At 61.6% G+C, this 22,296-nt stretch carries 15 protein-coding genes and 1 tRNA gene; 11 read left to right on the plus strand and 5 right to left on the minus strand.

The annotated features are described in order from the left end of the window. Positions 1-28: 28 nt before the first annotated feature. From mfd to PXH66_RS08755, 7 genes are all read left to right on the plus strand, one after another. On the plus strand, positions 29-3,445 hold the full coding sequence (gene mfd, locus PXH66_RS08725) for a transcription-repair coupling factor (RefSeq protein ID WP_330927665.1): 3,417 nt from the start codon (positions 29-31) through the stop codon (positions 3,443-3,445). Next, positions 3,442-4,461 (plus strand): peptidylprolyl isomerase, encoded by a 1,020-nt coding sequence (locus tag PXH66_RS08730; RefSeq protein ID WP_330927666.1) that lies wholly within the window; start codon positions 3,442-3,444, stop codon positions 4,459-4,461. The genes mfd and PXH66_RS08730 overlap by 4 nt, the downstream gene beginning before the upstream one ends. A gap of 156 nt (positions 4,462-4,617) precedes the next feature. Then, positions 4,618-5,646, plus strand: a complete 1,029-nt coding sequence (locus tag PXH66_RS08735) for an SDR family oxidoreductase (RefSeq protein ID WP_330927667.1) — start codon at positions 4,618-4,620, stop codon at positions 5,644-5,646. Between the two features lie 51 nt (positions 5,647-5,697). After that, the gene (locus tag PXH66_RS08740) at positions 5,698-6,585 is read left to right on the plus strand and encodes a hydroxypyruvate isomerase family protein (RefSeq protein ID WP_330927668.1); all 888 of its coding nucleotides are present in this window, start codon (positions 5,698-5,700) and stop codon (positions 6,583-6,585) included. 160 nt (positions 6,586-6,745) lie between these two features. After that, positions 6,746-10,150: a PVC-type heme-binding CxxCH protein gene (locus tag PXH66_RS08745; RefSeq protein WP_330927669.1), complete on the plus strand. Its 3,405-nt coding sequence runs from the start codon at positions 6,746-6,748 to the stop codon at positions 10,148-10,150. An 84-nt stretch (positions 10,151-10,234) separates the two neighbouring features. Beyond that, on the plus strand, positions 10,235-10,954 hold the full coding sequence (gene radC, locus PXH66_RS08750) for a RadC family protein (RefSeq protein ID WP_330927670.1): 720 nt from the start codon (positions 10,235-10,237) through the stop codon (positions 10,952-10,954). 147 nt (positions 10,955-11,101) lie between these two features. After that, positions 11,102-11,187: transfer RNA gene (locus PXH66_RS08755), tRNA-Tyr, on the plus strand. A 774-nt stretch (positions 11,188-11,961) separates the two neighbouring features. Here PXH66_RS08755 and PXH66_RS08760 read toward each other — a convergent pair. Next, positions 11,962-13,155 (minus strand): hypothetical protein, encoded by a 1,194-nt coding sequence (locus tag PXH66_RS08760; RefSeq protein WP_330927570.1) that lies wholly within the window; start codon positions 13,153-13,155, stop codon positions 11,962-11,964. Positions 13,156-13,389: 234 nt separating this feature from the next. Here PXH66_RS08760 and PXH66_RS08765 point away from each other — a divergent pair, with 234 nt between their 5' ends. Then, entirely contained in the window at positions 13,390-14,472 is a 1,083-nt protein-coding gene (locus PXH66_RS08765; RefSeq protein WP_330927571.1) for a phosphotransferase, read from the plus strand. 6 nt (positions 14,473-14,478) lie between these two features. On the opposite strand, the gene PXH66_RS08770 is transcribed toward PXH66_RS08765, so the two are convergent. The 4 genes from PXH66_RS08770 to PXH66_RS08785 are packed head-to-tail and all read right to left on the minus strand — an operon-like array spanning position 14,479 to position 18,965. Further along, complete coding sequence (locus PXH66_RS08770; protein ID WP_330927572.1) at positions 14,479-15,663, minus strand: N-acetylmuramoyl-L-alanine amidase; 1,185 nt, start codon at positions 15,661-15,663, stop codon at positions 14,479-14,481. Positions 15,664-15,713: 50 nt separating this feature from the next. Continuing rightward, complete coding sequence (locus PXH66_RS08775) at positions 15,714-17,309, minus strand: glycerol-3-phosphate dehydrogenase/oxidase (RefSeq protein WP_330927573.1); 1,596 nt, start codon at positions 17,307-17,309, stop codon at positions 15,714-15,716. After that, a complete protein-coding gene (glpK, locus tag PXH66_RS08780; RefSeq protein ID WP_330927574.1) occupies positions 17,299-18,810 on the minus strand; it encodes a glycerol kinase GlpK in 1,512 nt (503 codons plus the stop codon). Before glpK ends, PXH66_RS08775 begins: the two co-directional genes overlap by 11 nt. Further along, complete coding sequence (locus PXH66_RS08785) at positions 18,807-18,965, minus strand: hypothetical protein (RefSeq protein WP_330927575.1); 159 nt, start codon at positions 18,963-18,965, stop codon at positions 18,807-18,809. Before PXH66_RS08785 ends, glpK begins: the two co-directional genes overlap by 4 nt. Before the next feature lie 77 nt (positions 18,966-19,042). Between PXH66_RS08785 and PXH66_RS08790 the strand changes: the two genes are divergently transcribed. From PXH66_RS08790 to PXH66_RS08800, 3 genes are all read left to right on the plus strand, one after another. After that, positions 19,043-19,363: a hypothetical protein gene (locus tag PXH66_RS08790; RefSeq protein ID WP_330927576.1), complete on the plus strand. Its 321-nt coding sequence runs from the start codon at positions 19,043-19,045 to the stop codon at positions 19,361-19,363. Positions 19,364-19,413: 50 nt separating this feature from the next. After that, positions 19,414-20,775 carry a sigma-54-dependent transcriptional regulator gene (locus tag PXH66_RS08795; RefSeq protein WP_330927577.1) on the plus strand — a complete coding sequence of 454 codons (1,362 nt, stop codon included), beginning with the start codon at positions 19,414-19,416 and terminating at the stop codon, positions 20,773-20,775. Between the two features lie 66 nt (positions 20,776-20,841). Next, positions 20,842-22,221, plus strand: a complete 1,380-nt coding sequence (locus PXH66_RS08800) for a sensor histidine kinase (RefSeq protein ID WP_330927578.1) — start codon at positions 20,842-20,844, stop codon at positions 22,219-22,221. The last annotated feature ends 75 nt before the right edge of the window (positions 22,222-22,296 follow it).

Genomic DNA, 22,296 nt, shown 5'->3' on the forward strand with positions numbered 1-22,296 from the left:
CCGGCGCGACTTCGTTCTCCTCCCGTCCATGTCTGTTTCCGCCTCCCGTCCCCAACTCACCGGTGTCTGTCCTCCGGCCCGGGGCGCGGTATTGGCGCAACACCTACGCGACTGCGCGGCCCCGGTGTGGTTGGTCGTCGCGCCGGATCTTAAAATCGCCGAACAACTGGCGGAGGATATCGCCTTTTTCGCCGAGGCCAGCGGGCATTCGCCCTTGCCCGGCATCCTCGTGCTGCCCGAATCCATGCCCACCGACGGCGATATGCGGGAAGCTTTCGCGGCCTCGGCCGATCGCACCACGGTGCTCTCCCGACTGCGCGCCACACGCGGCGTGAGCAAACTCACCGGCGGAAAAGTGGGGCCCCTCGTCGTCATCACCTTCCCGGCCGCGCTCATCCAACCCGTGCCTGCGCTGGAGTCGTTTGCCCGCAACGAGCTCGAACTCAAACCGGGCAACACCCTCGGATTCGATGCCTTGCTCGCGAAACTTCATGAGCTGGATTACGACTCGGAGCCGCTGTGCGAATCCCCCGGCCACTACGCCGTGCGCGGCGGCCTGATCGACGTTTATCCCATCACCGCCAACGAGCCCTACCGCCTGGATTTCTTTGGTGATGAGCTGGAGGAAATTCGAGCCTTCGACCCCGTGTCACAGCGATCCGGTGCCACGGTGCCGAAGATCACGCTCAGCGCTTCGCCGCGCCTCAAGCTCGATCCCGCGCGCACCGGACTGGCCGATTATTTGTCGCCCGCCACTCGACTGATCTTCATCGAACCGGCGGAACTTGAAGCGAGGTTCTCCACCCTCGCCGCTGATCGCGGCGACGCAGCGATCAATCCCGTGATCTCGGCCCTGCTCGATCGCAGCGCGGCCCTCGCCGCCGTGCAGGATCTCGACGAAGCGTCGTTCTGGTTCGAGTCGTCCACCGGCCCCGAACACACTTGGAACACCGAGAGTCTCGTGCACTATCGCCGTTACCCCGGCGACGGACTCGTGGCGCAGGAGCGTCTGCACGCCGAATCCGAAGCCCGGCACGAATTCCTCGCCCAACTGGTGACGTGGCAACGCGAGGGTTACGCCATCCACATCGTCACCGCCAAGTCCGGTGAGGAAGACCGCACGCGAGAGATTCTGGCCGAGGAGTCGGGTATTGCGGCGCTGAAGCCGACCTTTGATCGCGGCGCACTCAACGAAGGGTTTCGCCTCACATTTCGCGACGATGCCACGCTCACCTGGCGCGGTTTCGGCAAGAAAACCCGTGGCCTCGTCATGGTCACGGAAACGGAAATTTTCGGCCGCAGTCGTCCCCGCCGCCCGTCGCTTTCCCAGCGCGCCCTCGTGCAACGCGCGCAGGTCGATCAGCTGCTCGACTTTGCCGACTTGGTCGAAGGCGACTTTGTCGTCCATCTCCAGCACGGCATCGCCCACTACCGGGGGCTGACCAAAATCGAGACCCGCGACGGCGTTCGCGAAGTCATATCGTTGGAGTTCGACGACCACGTCACCCTGCACGTGCCGCTGCAGGAGTCGCACCTCATCAGCCGTTACGTCGGCCTCAGCAAATCAAAGCCGCAGCTCGGTCGCATCGGCACGGCGCGCTGGGAAAAAGCCCGCAAAGCCGCCGAGCGCTCCACCGTCGATCTCGCCGCCGAACTGTTGCGCTTGCAGGCCGCACGCGACGCGGAGCCCGGCTTCGCTCATCCGCCCGACACCACGTGGCAACAGGAATTCGAATCCTCTTTTCCTTACACCGAAACTCCGGACCAGCTGCGGGCCATCGACGAGGCCAAAGCCGACCTCGAACGCAGCCGGCCGATGGACCGTCTCATCTGCGGCGACGTCGGTTTCGGCAAAACCGAAGTCGCCATCCGCGCCGCCTTCAAAGCCGTGCAAGGCGGCAAACAGGTCGCGATCCTGATTCCCACCACCGTGCTCGCGCAGCAGCACCTCAATTCTTTTCGCGAACGAATGGCGGGCTACCCGATCGCGGTGGAAATGGTGAGCCGTTTTCGGACGCGCAAGGAGCAGACGTCGATTCTCGCCGCCACCGCCGCCGGTCAGGTCGACATCTTGATCGGCACCCATCGGCTACTGCAGAAGGACGTAAAGTTTAAGGATCTGGGCCTCGTCATCATCGACGAGGAACAGCGTTTTGGGGTGAAACACAAAGAGCGTTTCAAGGCCATGCGCGCCTCGATCGATGTCATGGCGATGAGTGCCACCCCGATCCCGCGCACGCTCTACATGGCACTCACCGGCGCCCGCGACATGAGCGTGATCGAAACCGCACCGACCAATCGTCATCCCATTCAGACCATCGTCAAAACCTACGACGACAAACTCGTGGTCGATGCCGTTCGCCGCGAAGTCGCGCGCGGCGGACAGGTGTTTTATCTGCACAACCGCGTGCAGACCATCGAAGTCGTGGCGGCTCACCTCGCCGAACTCATGCCCGAAATCAAGATCGGGGTGGGCCACGGTCAAATGGACGAGAAAACCTTGGAAAAGCGCATGACCGATTTCGTGGCGGGCGACTACCAACTGCTCGTCTGCACCACGATCATCGAGAGCGGGTTGGATATCCCCAATTGCAACACGATCATCATCGAAGGCGCCGATCGCTTCGGTCTGTCGCAACTTTACCAGCTGCGGGGTCGCGTCGGGCGTTTCAAGCATCAGGCCTACGCCTACCTGTTGTTGCACCGCCATACCCGCCTGGTGGAGATCGCCCGCGAACGGCTCAGCGCCATGCGCACGCACAACCAACTCGGCGCGGGTTTTCGCATCGCCATGCGCGATCTCGAGCTGCGCGGGGCGGGTAATCTGCTCGGATCCGAACAAAGTGGCCACATCGTGGGCGTCGGTTTCGAGCTGTATTGCCAACTCTTGCGCCAATCCGTCGCCCGCTTGAAAGGCGAAAAACAAGCCACCTCCATCCGCGCGACGGTGAAACTGGACTTCGTCTTCGTCGGCGATGGTGCCGCCGGCGGCGCCGATCGCGGCCGACATCGGGACGGTTACACCGCTATCCGCGACGCCGAACACGCTGCCAGCGGAGCGGTGGCAGTGGCGCACATCCAGGCGCGGTTGCCCGCCGATTACATCGGGGAAACCCGCTTGCGCATCGATTTTTATCGCCGACTCGCCATGGCCGGTTCCCTGGACGAGCTCAAACAACTGCAAAGTGATTTGCGCGACCGGTTTGGCAAATTTGGCGAACCGGTGAAAGCACTCCTGCTCGTCACCGAAATCCGCATTCGGGCGGAACAAAAAGGCATCGTTTCGGTCGAGACCCAAAGCACCAAATTGAAGTGCTTGCGGGCAAGTGGTCAGAGTGATGACTGGGTCATGCACGGCGCCCGGTTTCCGAGGTTGACCGCCCCCAAGCCCCTTCTACGGTTACGAGAAATATCTACGTTTTTAGACAATCTGCCGCATCCATGACGCATTCCTTAGCCGCCCACATCCGAGTCCGCATGTTCGCCCTCGCCGGTGTTTTGGCCCTTGGCTCCCCTCTTTTCGCTCAGACCTCCTCCACCAAAACCGATGACGGTCTGAACCTTCGGTTTGCCAACGGGATCGCCGCCGTCGCCGAGGCCAAGATTATCACGGTCGACGACATCCGCCGGGAAATCGCCCCCATGGTGCCCGAGATCCAACGCACCTCGCGCAACGAACAGGAGTTCAACCGCCGCCTCGAGGCACTCCAAGACGATACCATTCAGGCGCTCGTCGATCGCGTCCTCATCGTGAAGGATTTTTACAGCGACGAGAAACGCCGCATCCCGGCCAGCTACGTCGACAACGCCGTCGACGAAAACATCATCAACGAGTTCGAAGGCGACCGCTCCAAGTTCCTCGCCTATCTTCGCGCTCGTGGTCTCACGCTCCGCGAATATCGCCGGGAAGTGGAAGAGGACATCATTTATCAATACATGCGCGGCCAGAAGCGGAAATCCGCCACCGTCGTTTCGCCCGTGCAGGTGCAGACCTTCTATGACGAGAACAAGGAGGAGTTCTATCAGGAGGACTCCGTGCACCTTCGCCTCATCCAATTCACCCGCAAAGACGGCCGCACCGACAGTGATCTGCTGACCCTCGCGGCGCGCGTGCAGGCCCGCCTTGATGTCGGTCATTCGTTTGAAGACATCGCCAAGGAAGTCTCGGAAGATTCCCGCCGCTCCCGCGGTGGCGATTGGGGATGGCTGAATCGTTCCGGCCTTAAGAAAGAGTTCAGCGACCCGGTCTTCGAACTCAGTGCAGGCCAGGCCACCAATCCAATTCTGCTGCCGGAAGGCGTTTACATCCTCTTCGCCGAAGATCGTAAATTCGCCGGGATCATGCCGATCAACGACGTGCGCGAACAAATCGAACGCGCCCTCATCTCCCGCGAAGCCCGCTCCGCGCAGGAACAGTGGCTCGAACGCCTCCGGCGCAACAGCTACGTGAAGCTCTACTGAGCCCGACCTCGACTCGCTTGACTCCCCCCCCCTCCGAAACGCCGCCTCATCCGCGGCGTTTTTTTCGTCTCTGACTGCTGGGAAAACGGGCCGAATAATTGAACAGTCAACGCGATTTGCGTTCACCCTCTGTCCGGCCGCGACACGCTGCGACGCATGAATATCCTCTTCATTGGCGGGACCGGCATCATCAGCACCGCGTGCACGTCACTCGCTCTCTCGCAAGGACACGAGGTCGCCGTGCTTAATCGGGGCCAACGGGCGAAACCTTCGGTTGCCGCCGAACACCTGCAGGCCGATCTCACCGATGACGCCGCGGTGCGGGCAGTGTTGGGCAACCGCTCATGGGACGCCGTGGTGGATTTCACCGTTTTCACTCCGGCCGATTTGGAGCGCCGGCTGATCTGGCTGGGGGGCCAAGTGGGCCAATACGTTTTCATCTCCTCCGCCAGCGCCTACCAAAAGCCCCCCTCCCACTATCTCATCACGGAGGAGACCCCGCTGGAAAATCCCTACTGGCAGTATTCGCGGGACAAGATCGCCTGCGAACACCGCTTGATGCAGGCCTGCGCCGATGATCAGTTTCCCGGCACGATCGTGCGACCTTCCCTCACGTTTGGGGACGACCAAGTCACCTTGGCCATGAACAGCTGGCAACGCAGCTATACCGCCATCGATCGCCTGCGTCGCGGCCTTCCCGTCATCATTCCCGGCGACGGCCGCACCCTTTGGACCATCACGCACAACACCGACTTTGCTCAGGGCTTGCTGGGCCTGCTCGGGCGAACTGACACGCACGGTGAAGCGTTTCACATCACCTCCGACGAGGTGCTGACGTGGAATCAGATTTTCACCATCACCGCCGAGGCGGCCGGCGTCGCCCAGCCCGAGTTTGTGACCATCCCCGCCGAGTTCATCGGTGCCTGCCTCCCCGACGAAGCCCCCGGACTCGTTGGCGACAAGCTCTGTTCCAGCGTGTTCGACAACACCAAGATCAAACGCTTTGTGCCGGGATTCGCCGCCAAAACATCCTACCGCGAAGGCATCACCCGCACCTTGGCGTGGTTCGACGCCGATCCGGCACGCCAACTGATCGATGCGGCGGAAAACGCGCAGCACGACCGGTTGATCACAGCCTATCGCGCCGCGATCGCGAGCGGACTGTCCGCCTTTCACGCCGACTGATCGGTGACCGTTCGACTCGACACGAGTCGGCGCACATTTCAGCGTGGTCGGGTGAGTAACCCCATTACCCGTCGAACCGCCCTCAAGAACCTCGCCACCGGATCGGCCCTCGCCGCCGCCGGAGCTGCTTTGCCTCTCTCCACCGCTTCCGCCCACGACTTGCCCGCGCCCCGCGTCGGCCGCTACAAACACTCCGCCTGCAAATGGTGCTACCGTGACATCCCGCTGGAGGAGTTTGCCGCCGTCGGCCGCGAGATCGGGCTCGACTCGATCGAGTTGGTATCCGTGGAGGAACTACCCATTCTCGCTCGCCACGGCCTCGCCTGCGCCATGGTCTGGGGCGTGCCGGGCGGTATCGTCGACGGGTTGAACGAGCGCAAAAACCACGACGCCATTACCGCGTTCATGACGGAGAAAATTCCGGCCATGGCCGAGGCCGGCCAAAAGAACATGATCGTGTTCTCCGGTAATCGTCGCGGATTGTCCGACGCGGAGGGTCTGGAAATTTGCGCCGAAGGTCTCGATCGCATCACCCCGATCGCCCAAAAACACGGCGTCACGCTGTGCATGGAACTCCTCAACAGCAAAGTGAACCATCAGGACTACCAGTGCGATACCACGCCCTGGGGCGTGCAGCTTTGCGAGAAAGTCGGGTCCGAGCACTTCAAATTGCTCTACGACATCTACCACATGCAGATCATGGAGGGTGACATGATCCGCACGATTCGTGATCATCACAAGTGGATTGGCCACTACCACACCGGCGGCAATCCCGGGCGCAACGAACTCGACGGGACCTTCCAGGAGATTAACTACCCGGCCGTCATGCGGGCCATCGCCGAGACCGGCTACACCGGTTTCGTCGGCCAGGAGTTTGTGCCTACCGAGGCCGATCCGCTGGTGCCTCTGCGGCGCGCCATTCAGCTCTGCACCGTCTGACCCTGCGCATCGCAAGTATAGCGACTTGCATCGCCCACCTGCCGTTCGCGGCCGGATTCCGGTTTATCATTAAGCCGGTCCGCCCCGTCACCGCCGCCACAATACGTTGGCGTCTCCTTGTGTCGTGGCCGAAAACTGATCTTTTATCGCCGTCCCCATTGTGAAGATACGCTCAATCCCTCCGCTCCTCGCCACCCTTCTCACCTCGCTCACGCTTCTCGCCAGCGTGCCGCCCCCGCCTCAACTCGAGTTGGAGGATTTCGAACGCCTCCCCGAACCGGTGATGACCCCGGCCTCGCCGGCTGCCGAACGCGCCATCTCGCAATTCCGCGCCCCGGAAAATTTCGAAATCAAACTGTGGGCAGCCGAGCCCATGCTCTCCAACCCGGTCGCATTTGATTTCGACGAGCAAGGTCGCCTCTTCGTGGCGGAAACGCACCGCTACCGCTCGAGCGTTCTCGATATCCGCGGTTACATGGGAATGCTCGAAAACGAACTCGCCGCCGAAACGATCGAGGATCGATTGCGCTACACCGATGCGATCTTTGGCGAGGAATCCGCGCAGCTCGCGATCGAAACCGAAGTGGTCCGGCTGATCCAAGACACCGACGGCGACGGGGTCGCGGATGACAGCCGCGTGTTTGCCGATGGTTTCAATTCGAAACTCGATGGCATCGCCTCCGGGGTGCTCGCTCATCGCGGCAAGGTGTGGTTCACCAACATTCCCAGCCTGTGGCAGTTCGACACCGACGCCGAGGGCACCACCGAAACCGCCCGCCATGAATTGCTGCGCGGCTTCGGCGTGCGTTTTGGCTACACCGGTCATGACCTGCACGGCTTGATCCTTGGTCCGGACGGGAAACTGTATTTTTCCATTGGCGACCGATCGACCAATGTCACCGCCCCCGACGGCAACCACGTCAAGGTGCTCGATCAGGGCGCAGTCTTTCGCGCCAACCCCGACGGCTCCGAAATGGAAGTCGTCGCCACCGGCCTCCGCAATCCCCAGGAACTGGCGTTCGACGAATACGGTGATCTGCTCACCGGCGACAACGACTGCGACAATGGTGACCTGGAACGTCTGGTGCATGTCGTTGAGGGCGGTGACTACGGCTGGCGGGTCGGTTACCAATTTGCGCCGCTGGGCCGTGCTGGTCCGTGGATGAGCGACGATCTGTGGAAACCGGATTTCCCGGGTCGTCCCGCTTACCTGTTGCCCGCCGTCGCCAACATCGAAGACGGCCCGTCCGGCATCACCTATTATCCCGGCACCGGATTTTCGTCCGACTACGACCAGACGCTTTTCATCACCCACTTCAAAGGCAACGTCGCTCGCTCCGGCGTCCAAGCTTACAAACTCGAACGCACGGGGGCTTCGTTTAAAGTCGTTTCGAGCGAGCCCTTCATCTGGGGCATGTTGCCGACCGACGTCACGTTTGCGCCGGACGGCAAATTCTACTTCGTCGACTGGGTCGTTGGTTGGCCGAAATCCAGCATGGGCCGCGTCTACTCGATGAGCCCGAAGAATCGGCCGGCGGCCGAAGTTGCCCTTTCCCGCGAGGTAACAACCCTTATTGGCGGGGGTATCCAATCGGCTGCGACGCCGGCCCTGTTGAAGCTGTTGGCTCACCGCGACCAACGCGTGCGCACCGAGGCGCAATTTGAAATCGTCGAGCGCGGTGCCGCCCATATCCCCGCCCTCCAGCAAATGGTCGCCGACCCGCAGGCTCCGCAACTCGCCCGCCTGCACGCACTCTGGGGACTCAGCCAACTCCAACGCGTGGCGCCCACCGCCCTCTCCACCCTCGCCGCCGCGTTGACCGATAACGATAACGAAGTCCGCGCCCAAGCGGCCAAGGTCGCCGGTGACCTGCACCAATCCACGCAATACGATGCATTGATTGCCGCCCTCCGGGATTCGTCTCCCCGGGTCCGCTTCTTTGCCGCCCAGTCCCTCGGTAAACTGGACCAATCCGCCGCCGCCCCGGCTCTGCTGGACCTGCTGCGTCGCAACAACAACGCGGATCTCTACATCCGCCACGCCGCCACCCACGCCTTGGTGCAGCTCGACAATCGCGCAGCCTTGGTCGCCGCCGAAAAGGATCCGTCCGCGGCCGTTCGCCTGGGCGTGATCCTGGCTTACCGTCACCTCGACGAACCGCGTATCGCCAATTTTCTGACCGATGCCGATCCGTATCTCGTGCGCGAGACCGCGCTCGCCATCAACGATGGTCCGGTGAAAGCCGCGCGGCCCGCACTCGCCGCCCTGCTCGGCTCCGGTGATCTCGAAGACATCCCATTGCAGCATCGCATTATCAACGCCCGGCATCGCCTCGGGCGACCCCAGGACGCCGCGGCATTGGCCGATTTTGCCGCGCGCTCCGATGTGCCGGACGAACTGCGCGAAGAAGCGCTGTATCAACTTTCCACCTGGCCCGAACCGTTCCAACGGGATCGCCTCGTCGGCGTCTACCGCCCCCTGCCCAACCGTGACGCCGCCCCGGCCATGGCCGCACTGGAGAGCCAACTGTCCCGCCTGCTCGACGGCACCAGCGACTCCCTCAAACGCGCCGTGCTCACCGCCGCCCTCCAACTCGAAGCCTCGGGCACGCTCCCGCAAATTCGAGCCATCGTCGCCGATGCCACGGCGAGCGGCGAAGTGCGTGCCGTCGCCCTCAACGTGCTCGACGAACTCGGCGACAGTGAGCTCATCACCTCCGTGAAACGGGCAGGCGTATCCGACTCCAGCGAACTTCGCATGGCCACGCTGCCGATTCTCGCCCGCCTTTCGCCCCAGGAAGCCCTGCCCGTGCTGTCTCGCATGGCCGGCTCCGCTCACGGCACCGAACAACAGGCCGCCTTCAAGGCCATCGCCGAACTCGATGATCCCGCCGCCGGCGAACTGTTGATCGATGCCTTGGCTCAACTGCGCGCGGGCGAGATCCCTTACATTGCCCAGTTCGAACTTCTCGATGCCGCCGAAGCGTCAACCTCTCCCGCCGTGCAGTCCGCCGTCGCCGAGCTCAAGGCGCATTGGACGGCCACCGGCGACACCCTCGCGCCTTTCCGCGGCGCCTTGGAAGGCGGCGACGGTCGCAAAGGCTGGCGCCTGTTCAATCAACATCCCGTGCTCGCCTGCACCCGTTGTCACAAAACCAACGGCGAAGGCGGCGAGGCCGGACCTGACCTGACCACCATCGCGGCGTCGCAATCGGCTGAATACATTCTCGAATCCATCATCGAACCCAACGCCGCCATCGCGCCGGGATTTGATGTCGTCGCCTTCACCCTCAAGGATGGAGACTTCGTCGCGGGCACAATTGCCGAGGAAACCGCCGAGCGGATCGTGGTGTGGGATGCCATGGGCGAAAAACAGGAGATCAATCCCGCCAATGTGGTCGAACGCGCCGGCGCTCCGTCCAGTATGCCTCCAATTTTCGGCCTCGTGCTCAAGCGCGACGAACTGCGCGACCTCATGGCCTTCATGCGCAATTTGAAGCCCCGGGACTTGCCCAGCGAAGAAGAAGGCGGCGAAGCCCCCCGGGCGACCCACGGGGAGTTGTAACCCCTGAATTAGCGACCGTGACCGCGAACAAACGCGGTCACTGAAAGATTCCGGGTTCGGTATGCGTTACAAGGGGCATACCGTATGGCCGAACTCGAATCTTCCTCCAATCGCCTGCTTTCGCTGGCGGCCAATGAACGTCCTCAGGAACGCCTTGAGCGTCAGGGGCCCAGTGTCCTCAGCGACGGTGAATTGCTCGCCATGCTGCTGCGCAGCGGCACCTCGGGACGCGATGTGCTCACGGTCGCCCAAGGGTTGATCGCTAATGCCGGGTCACTCGCCGGGCTCACCCGTTGGACGCTGAAGGATTTCACCCGTCACAAAGGCGTCGGACACGTGAAGGCGTTGCAGTTGCTGACGGTTATGGAAATCGCCCGCCGCGTCGTGCTTTCCGAAAACGCACTGCCGCCGGTATTGGAGAATCCGCAATCGATCGCCGAATTTTGCCGCCCCCACGCCATGGGTCTGGCGGTTGAAAAATTCTGGGTGTTGTCCCTGAATCGCAAAAATCGCCTCATTCGTCGCACGGAGGTCACCTCCGGCACCGCGGGGAGCACCTTGGTCCATCCACGGGAAGTTTTTCGCGAAGCGATCAAGGAAGCGGCCTCAGCGGTCGTATGTGTGCACAACCACCCCAGCGGAGATCCCGCGCCCAGCGCCGCCGACATCCGCGTGACGCGGGTGCTGCGGGAAGCCGCCCAAACCATCCAGATAGACCTTCTCGATCACATCATCATCGGCTCTCCCGCGGCGGACCCGGTGGGCTTGGGGCACTACAGTTTTCGCGATGCCGGCGTCCTCTAGCGGAAAAATGACGGAAATGGAGCGCGATGAGGGAGAATAATTGAAGTCGAAAACGAAGAAAATTCGGTGGTTTACGGGGCGTGGCAAAAAGGGACGAAAAAATCCCTTGAACTTTGTCCGTCCGACCATGAACTACGCCGTTCCTCTGGTGGGATACTCAAGTGGCCAACGAGGGCAGACTGTAAATCTGCTGGATTATTCCTTCGGTGGTTCGAATCCACCTCCCACCACCACTTTTAAACCCTCGATTTTGTTCGAGGGTTTTTTAGTGCCCGTATCCTCACAACATGACCACCCCAGAGGTGGATGAGAACCATCAGGTTCGACGAAGGTCCCACTCAAGGGACCGAAGATGGGGCGCCCCAGCGGGGCGGTGCGCAGCACTTGGCCTCCGGCCAACCCAATCCACCTCCCACCACCACTTTTAAACCCTCGATTTCGTTCGAGGGTTTTTTAGTGCCCGAGGCACTACAGCTGAATTTCACAGGAGGCAACAGAGGCGAACAGAGCCGTCAGCCAGTTGTGTTTTTTACAGAAGAAAACGAAGGTCACAAAGCCACGCCACCTCCTTCGTTCTCTTCGTTGCCTTCTGTAAAACCAGCCCGCTGACGGCTCCGTTTAACTCTGTTCTCTCCTGTAAAACCACGCCCTCCTCCAGCCGAATTGGCACAGAAGAAACGAAGCGCACAAAGCCACGCCCCCGCTGCGCCTCCGGCTTCGTTCTCTTCGTTGCCTTCTGTAAAACCAGCCCCCTGACGGCTCCGTTTAACTCTGTTCCCTCCTGTAAAACCACGCCCTCCTCCAGCCGAATTGGCACAGAAGAAAACGAAGGTCACAAAGCCACGCCTCCGCTGCGCCTCCTCCTTCGTTCTCTTCGTTGCCTTCTGTAAAACCAGCCCGCTGACGGCTCCGTTTAACGCTGTTCTCTCCTGTAAAACCTGCCTGCTGACGGCTCGATTTAGCGCCGTTCCCTTGGGTGAGTCTCTCCTCACGCGACCTGGGCGTGTCTACATCGTGCTGTGGCCCGAGCCCATGACCGTCGTGTCTTTGACTGGGCCTTGGCTCCATTTCTGGGCGCGCAACAGGGGATCGGTGCGCAGTCGTCGGGCAATTTGAGCCGGAGTCGGTTTTCTGAATTCCTGATCTTTCAGGTAGAAATACATCACGGCCATGGAGTCCTGGTCCACCTCGGTCGTATTGTTGTAGAGCGTTTTGACCTGATATTCATGCGCCTCGTGCAAGGCGAAGCCGTTGGCATCTGCATAGAACTCGACCGCCTCGAGGCCGATGCCGGTGGTGCGATTTTTCGCTTCGCTGCGGAAAACGGTGCGTCCCTCGGTGAGATCCACCAGCTCGATGTATTCGGCAAATGGATGCAAATGCACCGCGACGTAGTGCGCCGTGGTGTCGAACGGCAGATTTAGCCAGTTCGTTGCGAGCGCATGATAGGTGTGTTCACCCGGAGGCACGACCCAGTGCGCGGAAAACTGATTGCCGAACTGGTCGGTATTGGCGGCGTGCGAGGCCGACGTGCCGATCGCACACGCCGCGCCATGCGTCGCGACGTCGGCCCGGTCGAGTCCCCAGTAACCGCTCTGACCCTCGACCAATACCATGGCCTGTGCCGCACTCATGAACAGCGGGGTCATCGGGGTCGTGAGGTTGCGATCACGGACGAATTTGATCGTGATGCGGTGTCGCACTTTCAAATCGATGTCAGGGTCGTTTAAATTCAACACCTGACTGTTCAGTGTCAGCGGTTGCCACGATACCAAGGGAATACCAAACCCCTCCGGGAAATTCACCTCGAACTGCCCCTGCGACAGGGTGAACAACCGCGGGGAGGCGACCTTCTCCCAGGCAAAGAGCTCCCGATACGCCGAGATATCGATATCCAGATTGCTGTGACACATGTATTCCTGGGGCAATAAGGCGGAACCGTCTGCGTTAACCATCTCCGCCCGGTAGCTCACAAGCCACAGCAATTCAGGTTCTTCGGTTTCGCTGAGAATAAACTGCTGCATCGCCGAAGGCCCCATCATTGATCGATGGATTTGATCGAGTGTAAACACCGGCGCGAGGATCACCTTTTCCTCCACCACACTCGCGCCCAGACGGGCGCACATCCCAATCACGATCAGCAGCAGCAGCGAAACGCGCCCTCGGGAAACAACAAAAACTGAGGCGAACGGATGGGTCATGGGAATAACGGGGTTCCAGTCGGCATGGGGCCGCCCCAGCGGCTGGCGGCGGTGGGGGCATCGTGACTACGCCGGAGAAATTGACGAGGTCATTTAAGTTCCGAACCGGTGGGTTTACGCCCTTTTATCAATCGAGGTAAGAAGTCTCCCCATCGGCGTAACGCGTTTTTTGATGGGAAGGGATCGGGAAACTCACTTACCGTTCCGATGCTCAATTCGCCCCATCCCGACCTCATGAGCATAACCCCAACAGACCACGCGGTCCGCACGCTGAAAGACGGATACTGGGACCACACCGCGCTGGTGCGGCAGCCCGACGGATCGCTGCGCGTGCGCAAAAGTAACAAACATCCTACCACCACCTCAGGCCCGTGGGGCACGGAATCCTTGCGACGGGAGATCCGCTACCTGCTCGATTTATCCCCCGGGGACGCCATCTGCTTTCCGTCGGTTTTACACCATTGGGATACGCTCGGCGACGCGGATGCCGCCGTCGGTTACGAGATGCCCTATTATCCGACGCACCGCGATGCCGGGGTCTTGGCGCGTGAGGAGCAACTCGACCAGGCAGAGATAGATCGGTTTCAAGACCAATTGGCGGATCTTTTGTTCGGCCACGTGCATGTGCCGGCCCCGACCGCAGAGTCGTTGAGCCGCCACTTCGATCAAGCCGTGACCAGGGCGTTTGAGGGGTTGAGTGCCGACCCCATGTTGCCCCGTTTGCTGGATGCGGAGCGACTGACGCTCAATGGCACCGTCATGCGGGGGCCGCGGGCCGCCTGGCAGTTCATCCAGCACGAAACAGACATGTTGGCGGAACTCGACCAAGAGCCCGGCGTGCGGCTGCACGGCGACTTCTTTCTGGAAAACATCCTGTGGCGTCCACTGTCCCTTCACGACCAAAGCGCGACACCGGCATTGATCATGATCGATCCGGTTTCCGTCGCCGGAATCAGCCGCGGTCCGGCGCTGTTCGATCTGGTGAAATACGTGTCCTACGCCAGCGGCGAACTGCTCGCGCTGCGTTCCGAGTGGGTCGAATTGGACGGGTTTGATGCGACGACCGCAGATCCGGTTTTTAGCTACCGGATCAAGTGGCAGGCCCCTGGCTTGCGGCCTTTCCAAAACCGCGACTGGCACAGTCGTTTCACCTCCGCGTATCTCGATCATCATGGTGTCTGGGATCGGCGACGCTACGCGTTGATCGATGGATACTTCAGCGCCGCCATGGCACTCAATACCCGGGGGCACCAGCGGCAGGCGCGCCTCTTGAAGGCGACGCTGGAATTCAATCGAGTGCTCGGTCTCGCCGTTTGATATCGGCTAGTCAATGGCGGCCTCGGGCAGCAGAGCCCGCGCCCCACCAATCACCCGATCCCACTGCATGGCGGGCCCCGGATCGACTTTGTTGGTCTGCAGATGGAAGTGTCCCAACACGCCTTGAAATGCCTTCCATTCCTCTCGCGAGAGCGTGTCGGTGCGCAGCTGACCCTCCGCATCCCGCGGATAGTCGCAGGCCAGATTCGGAAAGACCGTGCAGAGCGTCGCGGTGAGTTTGATCAGGGCGGCGTATTGCTCGTGCGTGAAATCATATTGGTAGAACTCGTCGCCGTTGATGGAGCCGCACTGCAAATCATCGCGGATCGGACGACCGCTGAATTCCGCAGCGCGCACCGATTCCGGATAAGCGGCTTTCGGTATCGTCAACGCGGTGCGGCCGGTTTCATCCCTCGCATACCACTCCTCCAGCGGATTGGCCCTCGCCGGGGGATACGCCCCGATGTTGGCAATCTCGATACCGATGGAACGACTGTTGGCAAACGTGGCGTGCCACGCCCGTTCCTTGAGATCGATCGTTTGGTAAATGGTGCCATCGACATCCAACATGAAGTGAATGCTGAGACCGCGCTGGTCATGCAGACGTTCGAAGCAACGCGCGCTCGTGCCGCTCACATCGTAGTGCAGGACGAATTGATCCACCACGCGTTGCAATGTCGCCAAATCCCACCCGCCGCCGCGCACGCGCTCACGCTCCGTCGCGGTCAAGACCGCCCCGCGCATGCCATAGCGGTTGGGCGATTCCAACGCGGGGTTATCCTCGACGCTACTCGTCCAATCCGCCCGACTCGCGGAACTGAAACGACGCTCCACCCGATAACCATCATACCCGCCTTCATCGACCCACAATACGACGGGCGTGCCCGTGCGAAACAATTGCCCCGCCACCATGATTTCGTCGCCGTGGCGCGTCACCAACGTCCCGGGAGCGACGCCGGCGGGAATCTCCGCCTCTGGCGAAGGCGTCACGATCTCAGGTTCGACCGCAATCGGCTCCACGGCGATCGATTCGGCGTCAACGAGAGGCTCCTCGACGGCTGCAACTGTCACCGGGTCGGGTCCTTCCGCCTCGGGTGCCACAGCGGGAGTGGCACACCCCGCCAGCAACCCCACGCTCAGCGTCAACCACGACGCTGATCGTCTCCATCCGGACTCAAAGAGGTGGCTCATCCATCGCATCGAGGCATGCGAGGCGCACCGTTCGCGTAAGGCAAGCCGACTCAGCCCATACTCGATGAATGCGTAAAAACGTAGCCCTGCGCCAACGCGGTATACGCTCTCACCTGCTCGGCCCCCCACGCGTCATTCCGGCCCAGTTCCCGTGCCATGACGGCGGCCACCACCGGCGCGGCTTCGATCGACGCCTTCGCATCGAGCAGGAGCGCCCGGGTGCGCCGGGCCAAAACGTCCTCCACCGTTCGCGCCATCTCCGCGCGAACATGCCAGATCACTTCCGCAGTCTCATACGGCAACGACGGATGCAATCGCGAGGCCCCGTCGACCTCGGATGCCGCCAACGCGGCGATCGCATCCGCATCCGTGCCGTAACCGTCAATGCTTGTGGTGTCATCTTCGTTTTCACCCCCGGCACCATGGATGAGTAAGTTCACCGTGACGCAGGGCTTCTCGTCCAAATCACCGACGGTTTCCACGTGGTCGATCACATCCTCTGCCATTTTACGATACGTCGTCCATTTGCCACCACTTACGGTGATGAGTCCACTTTCGCTGATCAGGATCGCGTGATCGCGGGACAACGCCGCCGTGGACTCCGCCCCGGCTTCGCGCACCAAGGGACGCAGTCCGGCGAATACACTCAGCACGTCGTCCGCCGTCGGGTCGAGCGACAGGTATTGCCGCGCGTGCTCCATCACGAAGTCTCTCTCTTCCGCCAGGGCGCGGGGTTCGATTGACGCTTTATCCAAGGGCGTATCCGTCGTGCCCACCACGACGCGATCGTGCCAGGGCACGGCAAACAATACGCGGCCGTCGCTGGTTTTGGGCACCATAATCGCGGCATCTCCCGGCAGGAACTTGCGCGGTAAAACCACATGAATGCCCTGACTGACCGCGATCACCGGTGGGGTCTCCGGTTGATCGACGCGCCGTAGCTCGTCCACAAACACGCCCGTCGCATTAACCACCGTTTTTGCTTTCACCTCAAACTCCGCGCCACTTTCGGCATCGCGCACGCGAGCTCCGGAAATCTGTCCATTCGACTTAACCAACCCCACACAACGACAGTGGTTGATCACCACGGCGCCATGCGTTGCCGCGGTCATGGCGAGGTGAATGGCCAGGCGCGCATCATCGAACTGACCGTCGTAATAGAGCACGCCGCCATCGAGATCCTCCGTTTCAATCGTCGGGATCCGCTCCAGGGTTTCAGTCTTGGTCAACCACCGCGACGGCGAGAGCCCCAACCGTCCCGCCAACTGATCGTAGACTTTCATGCCGATGCCGTAAAACGGGCCTTCCCACCACCGGTAGTTGGGTATCACAAACGACTGATCGCGCACAAGATGCGGGGCTTTGCGCGCCAACCGACCACGTTCGCGCAGCGCTTCCAGCACGAGCGAAATATTGCCCTGTCGCAGGTAGCGCACCCCGCCATGCACCAACTTGGTCGAGCGACTCGACGTGCCTTTGGCAAAGTCCTCCGCCTCCACCAACGCCACCCGATGGCCGCGCGAGGCCGCATCGACCGCTGCGCCCAAACCGGTGGCCCCGCCGCCCACGATCAACACGTCAAACGTATCGCCCGCCTGCAACGCCGCCAGGCTCTCCGTCCGGTTCAATTTGCCTTCACTTTTCATGACTGGATTCCTCCCAATGTTTTGCCCGCTCCACGGCTTTCGCCCAATCCCGGCGCAACCGATCGAGCTCGTCGATCGGACGTTGGCGCGTAAATTTTGTATCCGCTTTCCAGGCACGTGCGATCTCGCCGCGGTCACTCCACCAGCCCACGCCCAGACCGGCCAAGTAGGCCGCGCCGAGCGCCGTGGTTTCGACTTCAACCGGGCGCACCACCGGCGAGCCCAGCAGATCGGCTTGGATTTGCATCAACGCCGCACTGCGCGACGCCCCGCCATCGACGCGCAATTCCTGAAGCGGCACCCCGGCATCTTTTTCCATCGCCGCAATCAGGTCCGCGCTTTGCAACGCGATGCTGTCGAGCACCGCTCGGCACAGATGCGCCCGATTGGTGCCGCGGGTCAATCCCACCAACGTGCCGCGCGCATACGGATCCCAGTGCGGTGCGCCCAGTCCCGCAAAAGCCGGGACCAGAATCGCTCCATTCGCATCCGGCACGGATCCCGCGAGCTCGCTCAGTTGCTCGGCCGACTCCACGAGTTTGAGTTCGTCGCGCATCCACTGCACCGCCGCCCCGGCGACGAAGACCGAACCTTCGAGCGCGTATTCCATCCGTCCGTTGAGACGCCAAGCCACCGTCGTCAGCAGATTGTTTTGCGAACGCACCATCTCGGTGCCGGTTTGCATGAGCAGGAAGCAGCCGGTGCCGTAAGTGTTCTTGGCCATGCCCGGTTCAAAACACGCCTGCCCAAACAGCGCGGCGTGTTGGTCCCCCGCAACTCCGGTGATGGGCACTCCGGCCGCCGGCAGTCCATCCGCCACGCGGCCGAACTCACCGGATGAATCCCGCACCTCCGGCAGCATCGCGTGCGGCACTCCGAACAGCTCCAACATTTCTTGGTCCCAGTCGCCGGTGCTGAGATTGAACAACAGCGTGCGCGACGCGTTGCTCGCATCGGTCGCGTGCACGGCACCGTCGGTCAGTTTCCAAATCAACCACGTGTCGATCGTGCCCGCCAACACCTGGCCCGACTCGGCCTTCGTTTTAAGACCGTTCACGTGCCGCAACAGCCACGCGAGCTTGCTGCCCGTGAAATAAGGATCCAACCGGAGTCCCGTGATTTCGGTCACGCGCGATTCCAGCCCTTGCTCCACCCACCGCGCACAGTCATCGGACGTGCGACGATCCTGCCACACGATCGCCGGGGCCACCGGCTCCCCGGAACCGCGATCCCACACCACCAACGTTTCCCGCTGGTTGGTGATGCCGATCGCCGCCACGTCTTTCGCCGTCCCCCCGGATCGGGCGAGCGCATCCTCCATGGTCTGGCGCTGGGTGGTCCAAATCTCGTTCGCATCGTGCTCGACCCAACCCGGTCGCGGGTAGTGCTGCGTAAACTCCTGTTGCGCGGCGGAGACTTGTTGTCCTGCCCGATCAAATACAATGGACCGCGAACTCGTGGTGCCTTGATCAAGCGCGAGAATGAACCGGGGATCGCTCATAAAAGGGGAATACCGCAGCACGCTAACGACCGATTCCATTCATGCGAATGCGGAATAGCCCCGCCGGTTTCGATTTTGGGATTTTCACTTCCCGCGTCCGCCGCTTTCCCGGTCTTCAAACTTTCGTCACGATTCGGATTGTTTTTATTCTTCATGATTATCAACAGCTTACAACTCTTTCCCGTCGTTGGCACGCGCACTGCAAAGATATCCGGCAACTTCCTTTGCTATCATGAAAAACTTCCTCTCCTTCCTCGCCATCGCCTCCGTCACCGGTCTTGCCGTGACCATCACCGTGGAGACCGCCGGTCTCTTCGTTCCCTCCGCCCTCGCCTACGCCACCCCGTTCGCCGTCTTCGTCTGCAGCCTTGTGATGCTGACATTCACCAATGACTATCGCACGCCCCGCCGGACCTTTGAACCGCACGTGAAACGCGCCCTGCTCTTCCCGGCCAACGAAGCCTTCGTCGCCCGGCCAACCCGCCACCACCAGGCTCCGGTGCGGTGGACCGCCCGTCATCGTCGCATGCGTCGTTCGCTTGCTCGCTTCTAAGCTCCCGCGTGCCGCTTGACACACCGCGCCTCCCTTAGGTCACTACTGCCATGCCCGCCTCCGCCCCTCGCATCCTGATCGCTGATGACCAACCCGATGTGCTCGAAGCCCTCCGGTTGTTACTCAAAGGCGAAGGCTACCAGATCGACGCCGTCAAATCGCCGGCCGCCGTCCTCCGCGCCGTTGAATCCCGCGACTTCGCACTCGTGCTCATCGATCTCAACTACGCCCGCGACACCACCTCCGGCGAAGAGGGTCTCGAGCTGTTGGAAAAGCTGCAAAATCTCGATTCCAACCTACCCGTCGTCGTGATGACGGCGTGGGCCAGCGTCGAGATTGCCGTCGAAGCCATGCGCCGCGGCGCCCGCGACTTCGTCACCAAACCCTGGGACAACCCACGCCTGCTCGCCATCGTGCGCAACCAGGTCGACCTCGGCAGCGCCGTGCGCGCCTTCCGTCGCCTCGAACAGGAAAACCAAATCCTGCGTGGCAAGGATGCCGGCCCCACCATGATCGCCGAATCCGTGTCGATGCGACCCATCCTCGACATGATCGCCCGCGTCGGCCCGTCCGATGCCAACATTCTTATCACCGGTGAAAACGGCACCGGCAAAGGCGTCGTCGCCCGCGCGCTCCACGCCGTCTCCGTGCGTTCCACCGATCCGTTCATATCCGTCAACATGGGCGGTTTGCCGGAAGGGATTTTTGAAAGCGAACTCTTCGGCCACGTGCGCGGCGCCTTCACCGACGCCAAGAGCGATCGCGCCGGCCGCTTCGAACTCGCCGACGGCGGTTCGCTCTTCATGGACGAAATCGGCAACATTCCGCTTTCCCAGCAGGCCAAGATCCTGCGCACCCTCGAAACCGGCGAGTTCGAACGGGTCGGCTCCTCGCGCACCTACCGCGCCAACGTGCGGCTCATCTCCGCCACCAACGCCGATCTGCAACAGCAGGTCGCCGACGGCAAATTCCGCCAGGATCTGCTGTTTCGCCTCAACACCATCCACATCCACCTGCCGCCCCTGCGCGAACGTCGCGAAGATATCGACTTGCTGGCCCAGCATTTCCTCAAACAGCACGTCAAACGCTACAACAAATCGATCACCGGCTTCGACAGTTCCGCCACCGAAGCCATGCGCGGTTACACCTGGCCGGGCAATGTGCGTGAACTCGATCACGCCGTGGAACGCGGCTGCCTCATGGCCCAGGGCAAAGTCATCAAGGCCGGCGATCTCGGTCTCAACGCCGGCAACGCCACGCCGCAGATTGAAGACATGAGCATTGAGGAAGTGGAAGCTTACCTCATCAAAAAGACGCTCGCCCGCTGCGACGGCAATGCCCGCAAAGCCGCCGAAGAACTCGGCCTCTCCCGCAGCGCCTTCTACCGCCGGCTCGAAAAATACGGACTCTGATCGGCGGCCCGGAGTCTTCATCCGAAAGCTGAGAGCTGACGACTGATTGCTGACCGCTTACCAAGCATGGCGAAGCCCACCCGAAACCGACTGAACCATGACCAGCACGTGCTGGTGGGGGTCTTGCTGGCCGGACTGCCCGCGGTGATCGTCTCGATGTGGCATCTGTGGTTTGCCGGTGACCAACAGCCCAAAGTGCAGTGGACGCTGTCGCTGCTCATCATCGGTTTCTGGCTCGGGTTCGCCTTCTCCGTGCAAAACCGCGTGGTGCGCTCGCTGCAAACCATGGCCAATCTGCTTTCCGCCTTGCGCGAAGGTGACTTCTCCATTCGTGCCCGGGGCGCCAATCGCGACAACGCGATGGGTGACGTCATGTCCGAGATCAATTCCCTCGGCGCCATCCTCAAGGCACAACGTCTCGGCGCCATGGAAGCCACCGCCCTGCTGCGCACCGTCATGGAGGAAATCGACGTGGCCATCTTCGCCTTCGACGGCGACGGCGTCCTACGGCTCGTCAATCGCTCCGGCCAGGAACTCCTCGCCTCACCCGCCGAAAAAATCCTGGGCCGCTCTGCGCCTGAAATCGGCTTGGCCGAATGTATCAACGGACCCGATACCGGCGTATTGGAAGCCACGGATTTCCCCGGAGGCACCGGTCGCTGGGGCATGCGCCGCACGTCCTTTCGCGAGGGAGGTTTACCGCACGAACTTGTCGTCGTCGCCGATCTCAGCGAGGCGTTGCGCGAGGAGGAACTCAAAGCCTGGCAACGCCTCGTGCGCGTGCTCGGTCACGAGCTGAACAACTCCCTCGCGCCCATCAAATCGATTGCCGGCAGTCTGGGTTCCATGCTCAAACGTCCCCAACGCGCGGACGATTGGGAAGAAGACCTGCGCGGAGGTTTGGAGATCATTGCCAATCGCGCCGAAGGGCTCAGTCGCTTCATGCAGGCATACTCGCGCCTCGCCAAACTTCCCAAGCCCGTCAAATCGCCCTGCGAAGTCCATCCCCTGCTGCATCAAGTCGTCCGCCTCGAACTGCGGCACAAGGTGGAGATCGTCGAGGGTCCTGCCGTGACCGTGCCATGCGATGGTCCGCAGATCGAACAAGTCCTGATCAACCTCATCAAGAACGCCGTGGAAGCGACCCTTGAAGCGGCCAATCCGGACGACGAGAGCGAGCCACCGATCGACCTGCCTCCGCCTCCCAGCGTGAAAGTAACATGGGATATCGTGGGAAAATTTGTGGAGTTTCGGGTCATCGATGCCGGACCAGGTATCGGCAAGGCCACCAATTTGTTCGTGCCGTTTTTCACCACGAAACCGGCGGGTTCCGGCATCGGTCTGGTGCTCTGCCGCCAGATTGCCGAGAACCACGACGGCGACCTCGTTTTGGAAAACCGCACCGACACCCAAGGCTGCATCGCCGTCCTGCGTTTGCCGGCTTAGTGCGATCCCCCATCCCCCCGGAGAGGTTCAGTTCGATTGAGCCCGCCACCCAATAGTGGTTTTACGACCTTCACT

Origin of the sequence: Synoicihabitans lomoniglobus, from assembly GCF_029023725.1 — a bacterium.
In the GTDB taxonomy this organism is placed as follows: Bacteria; Verrucomicrobiota; Verrucomicrobiia; order Opitutales; family Opitutaceae; genus Actomonas; species Actomonas lomonigloba.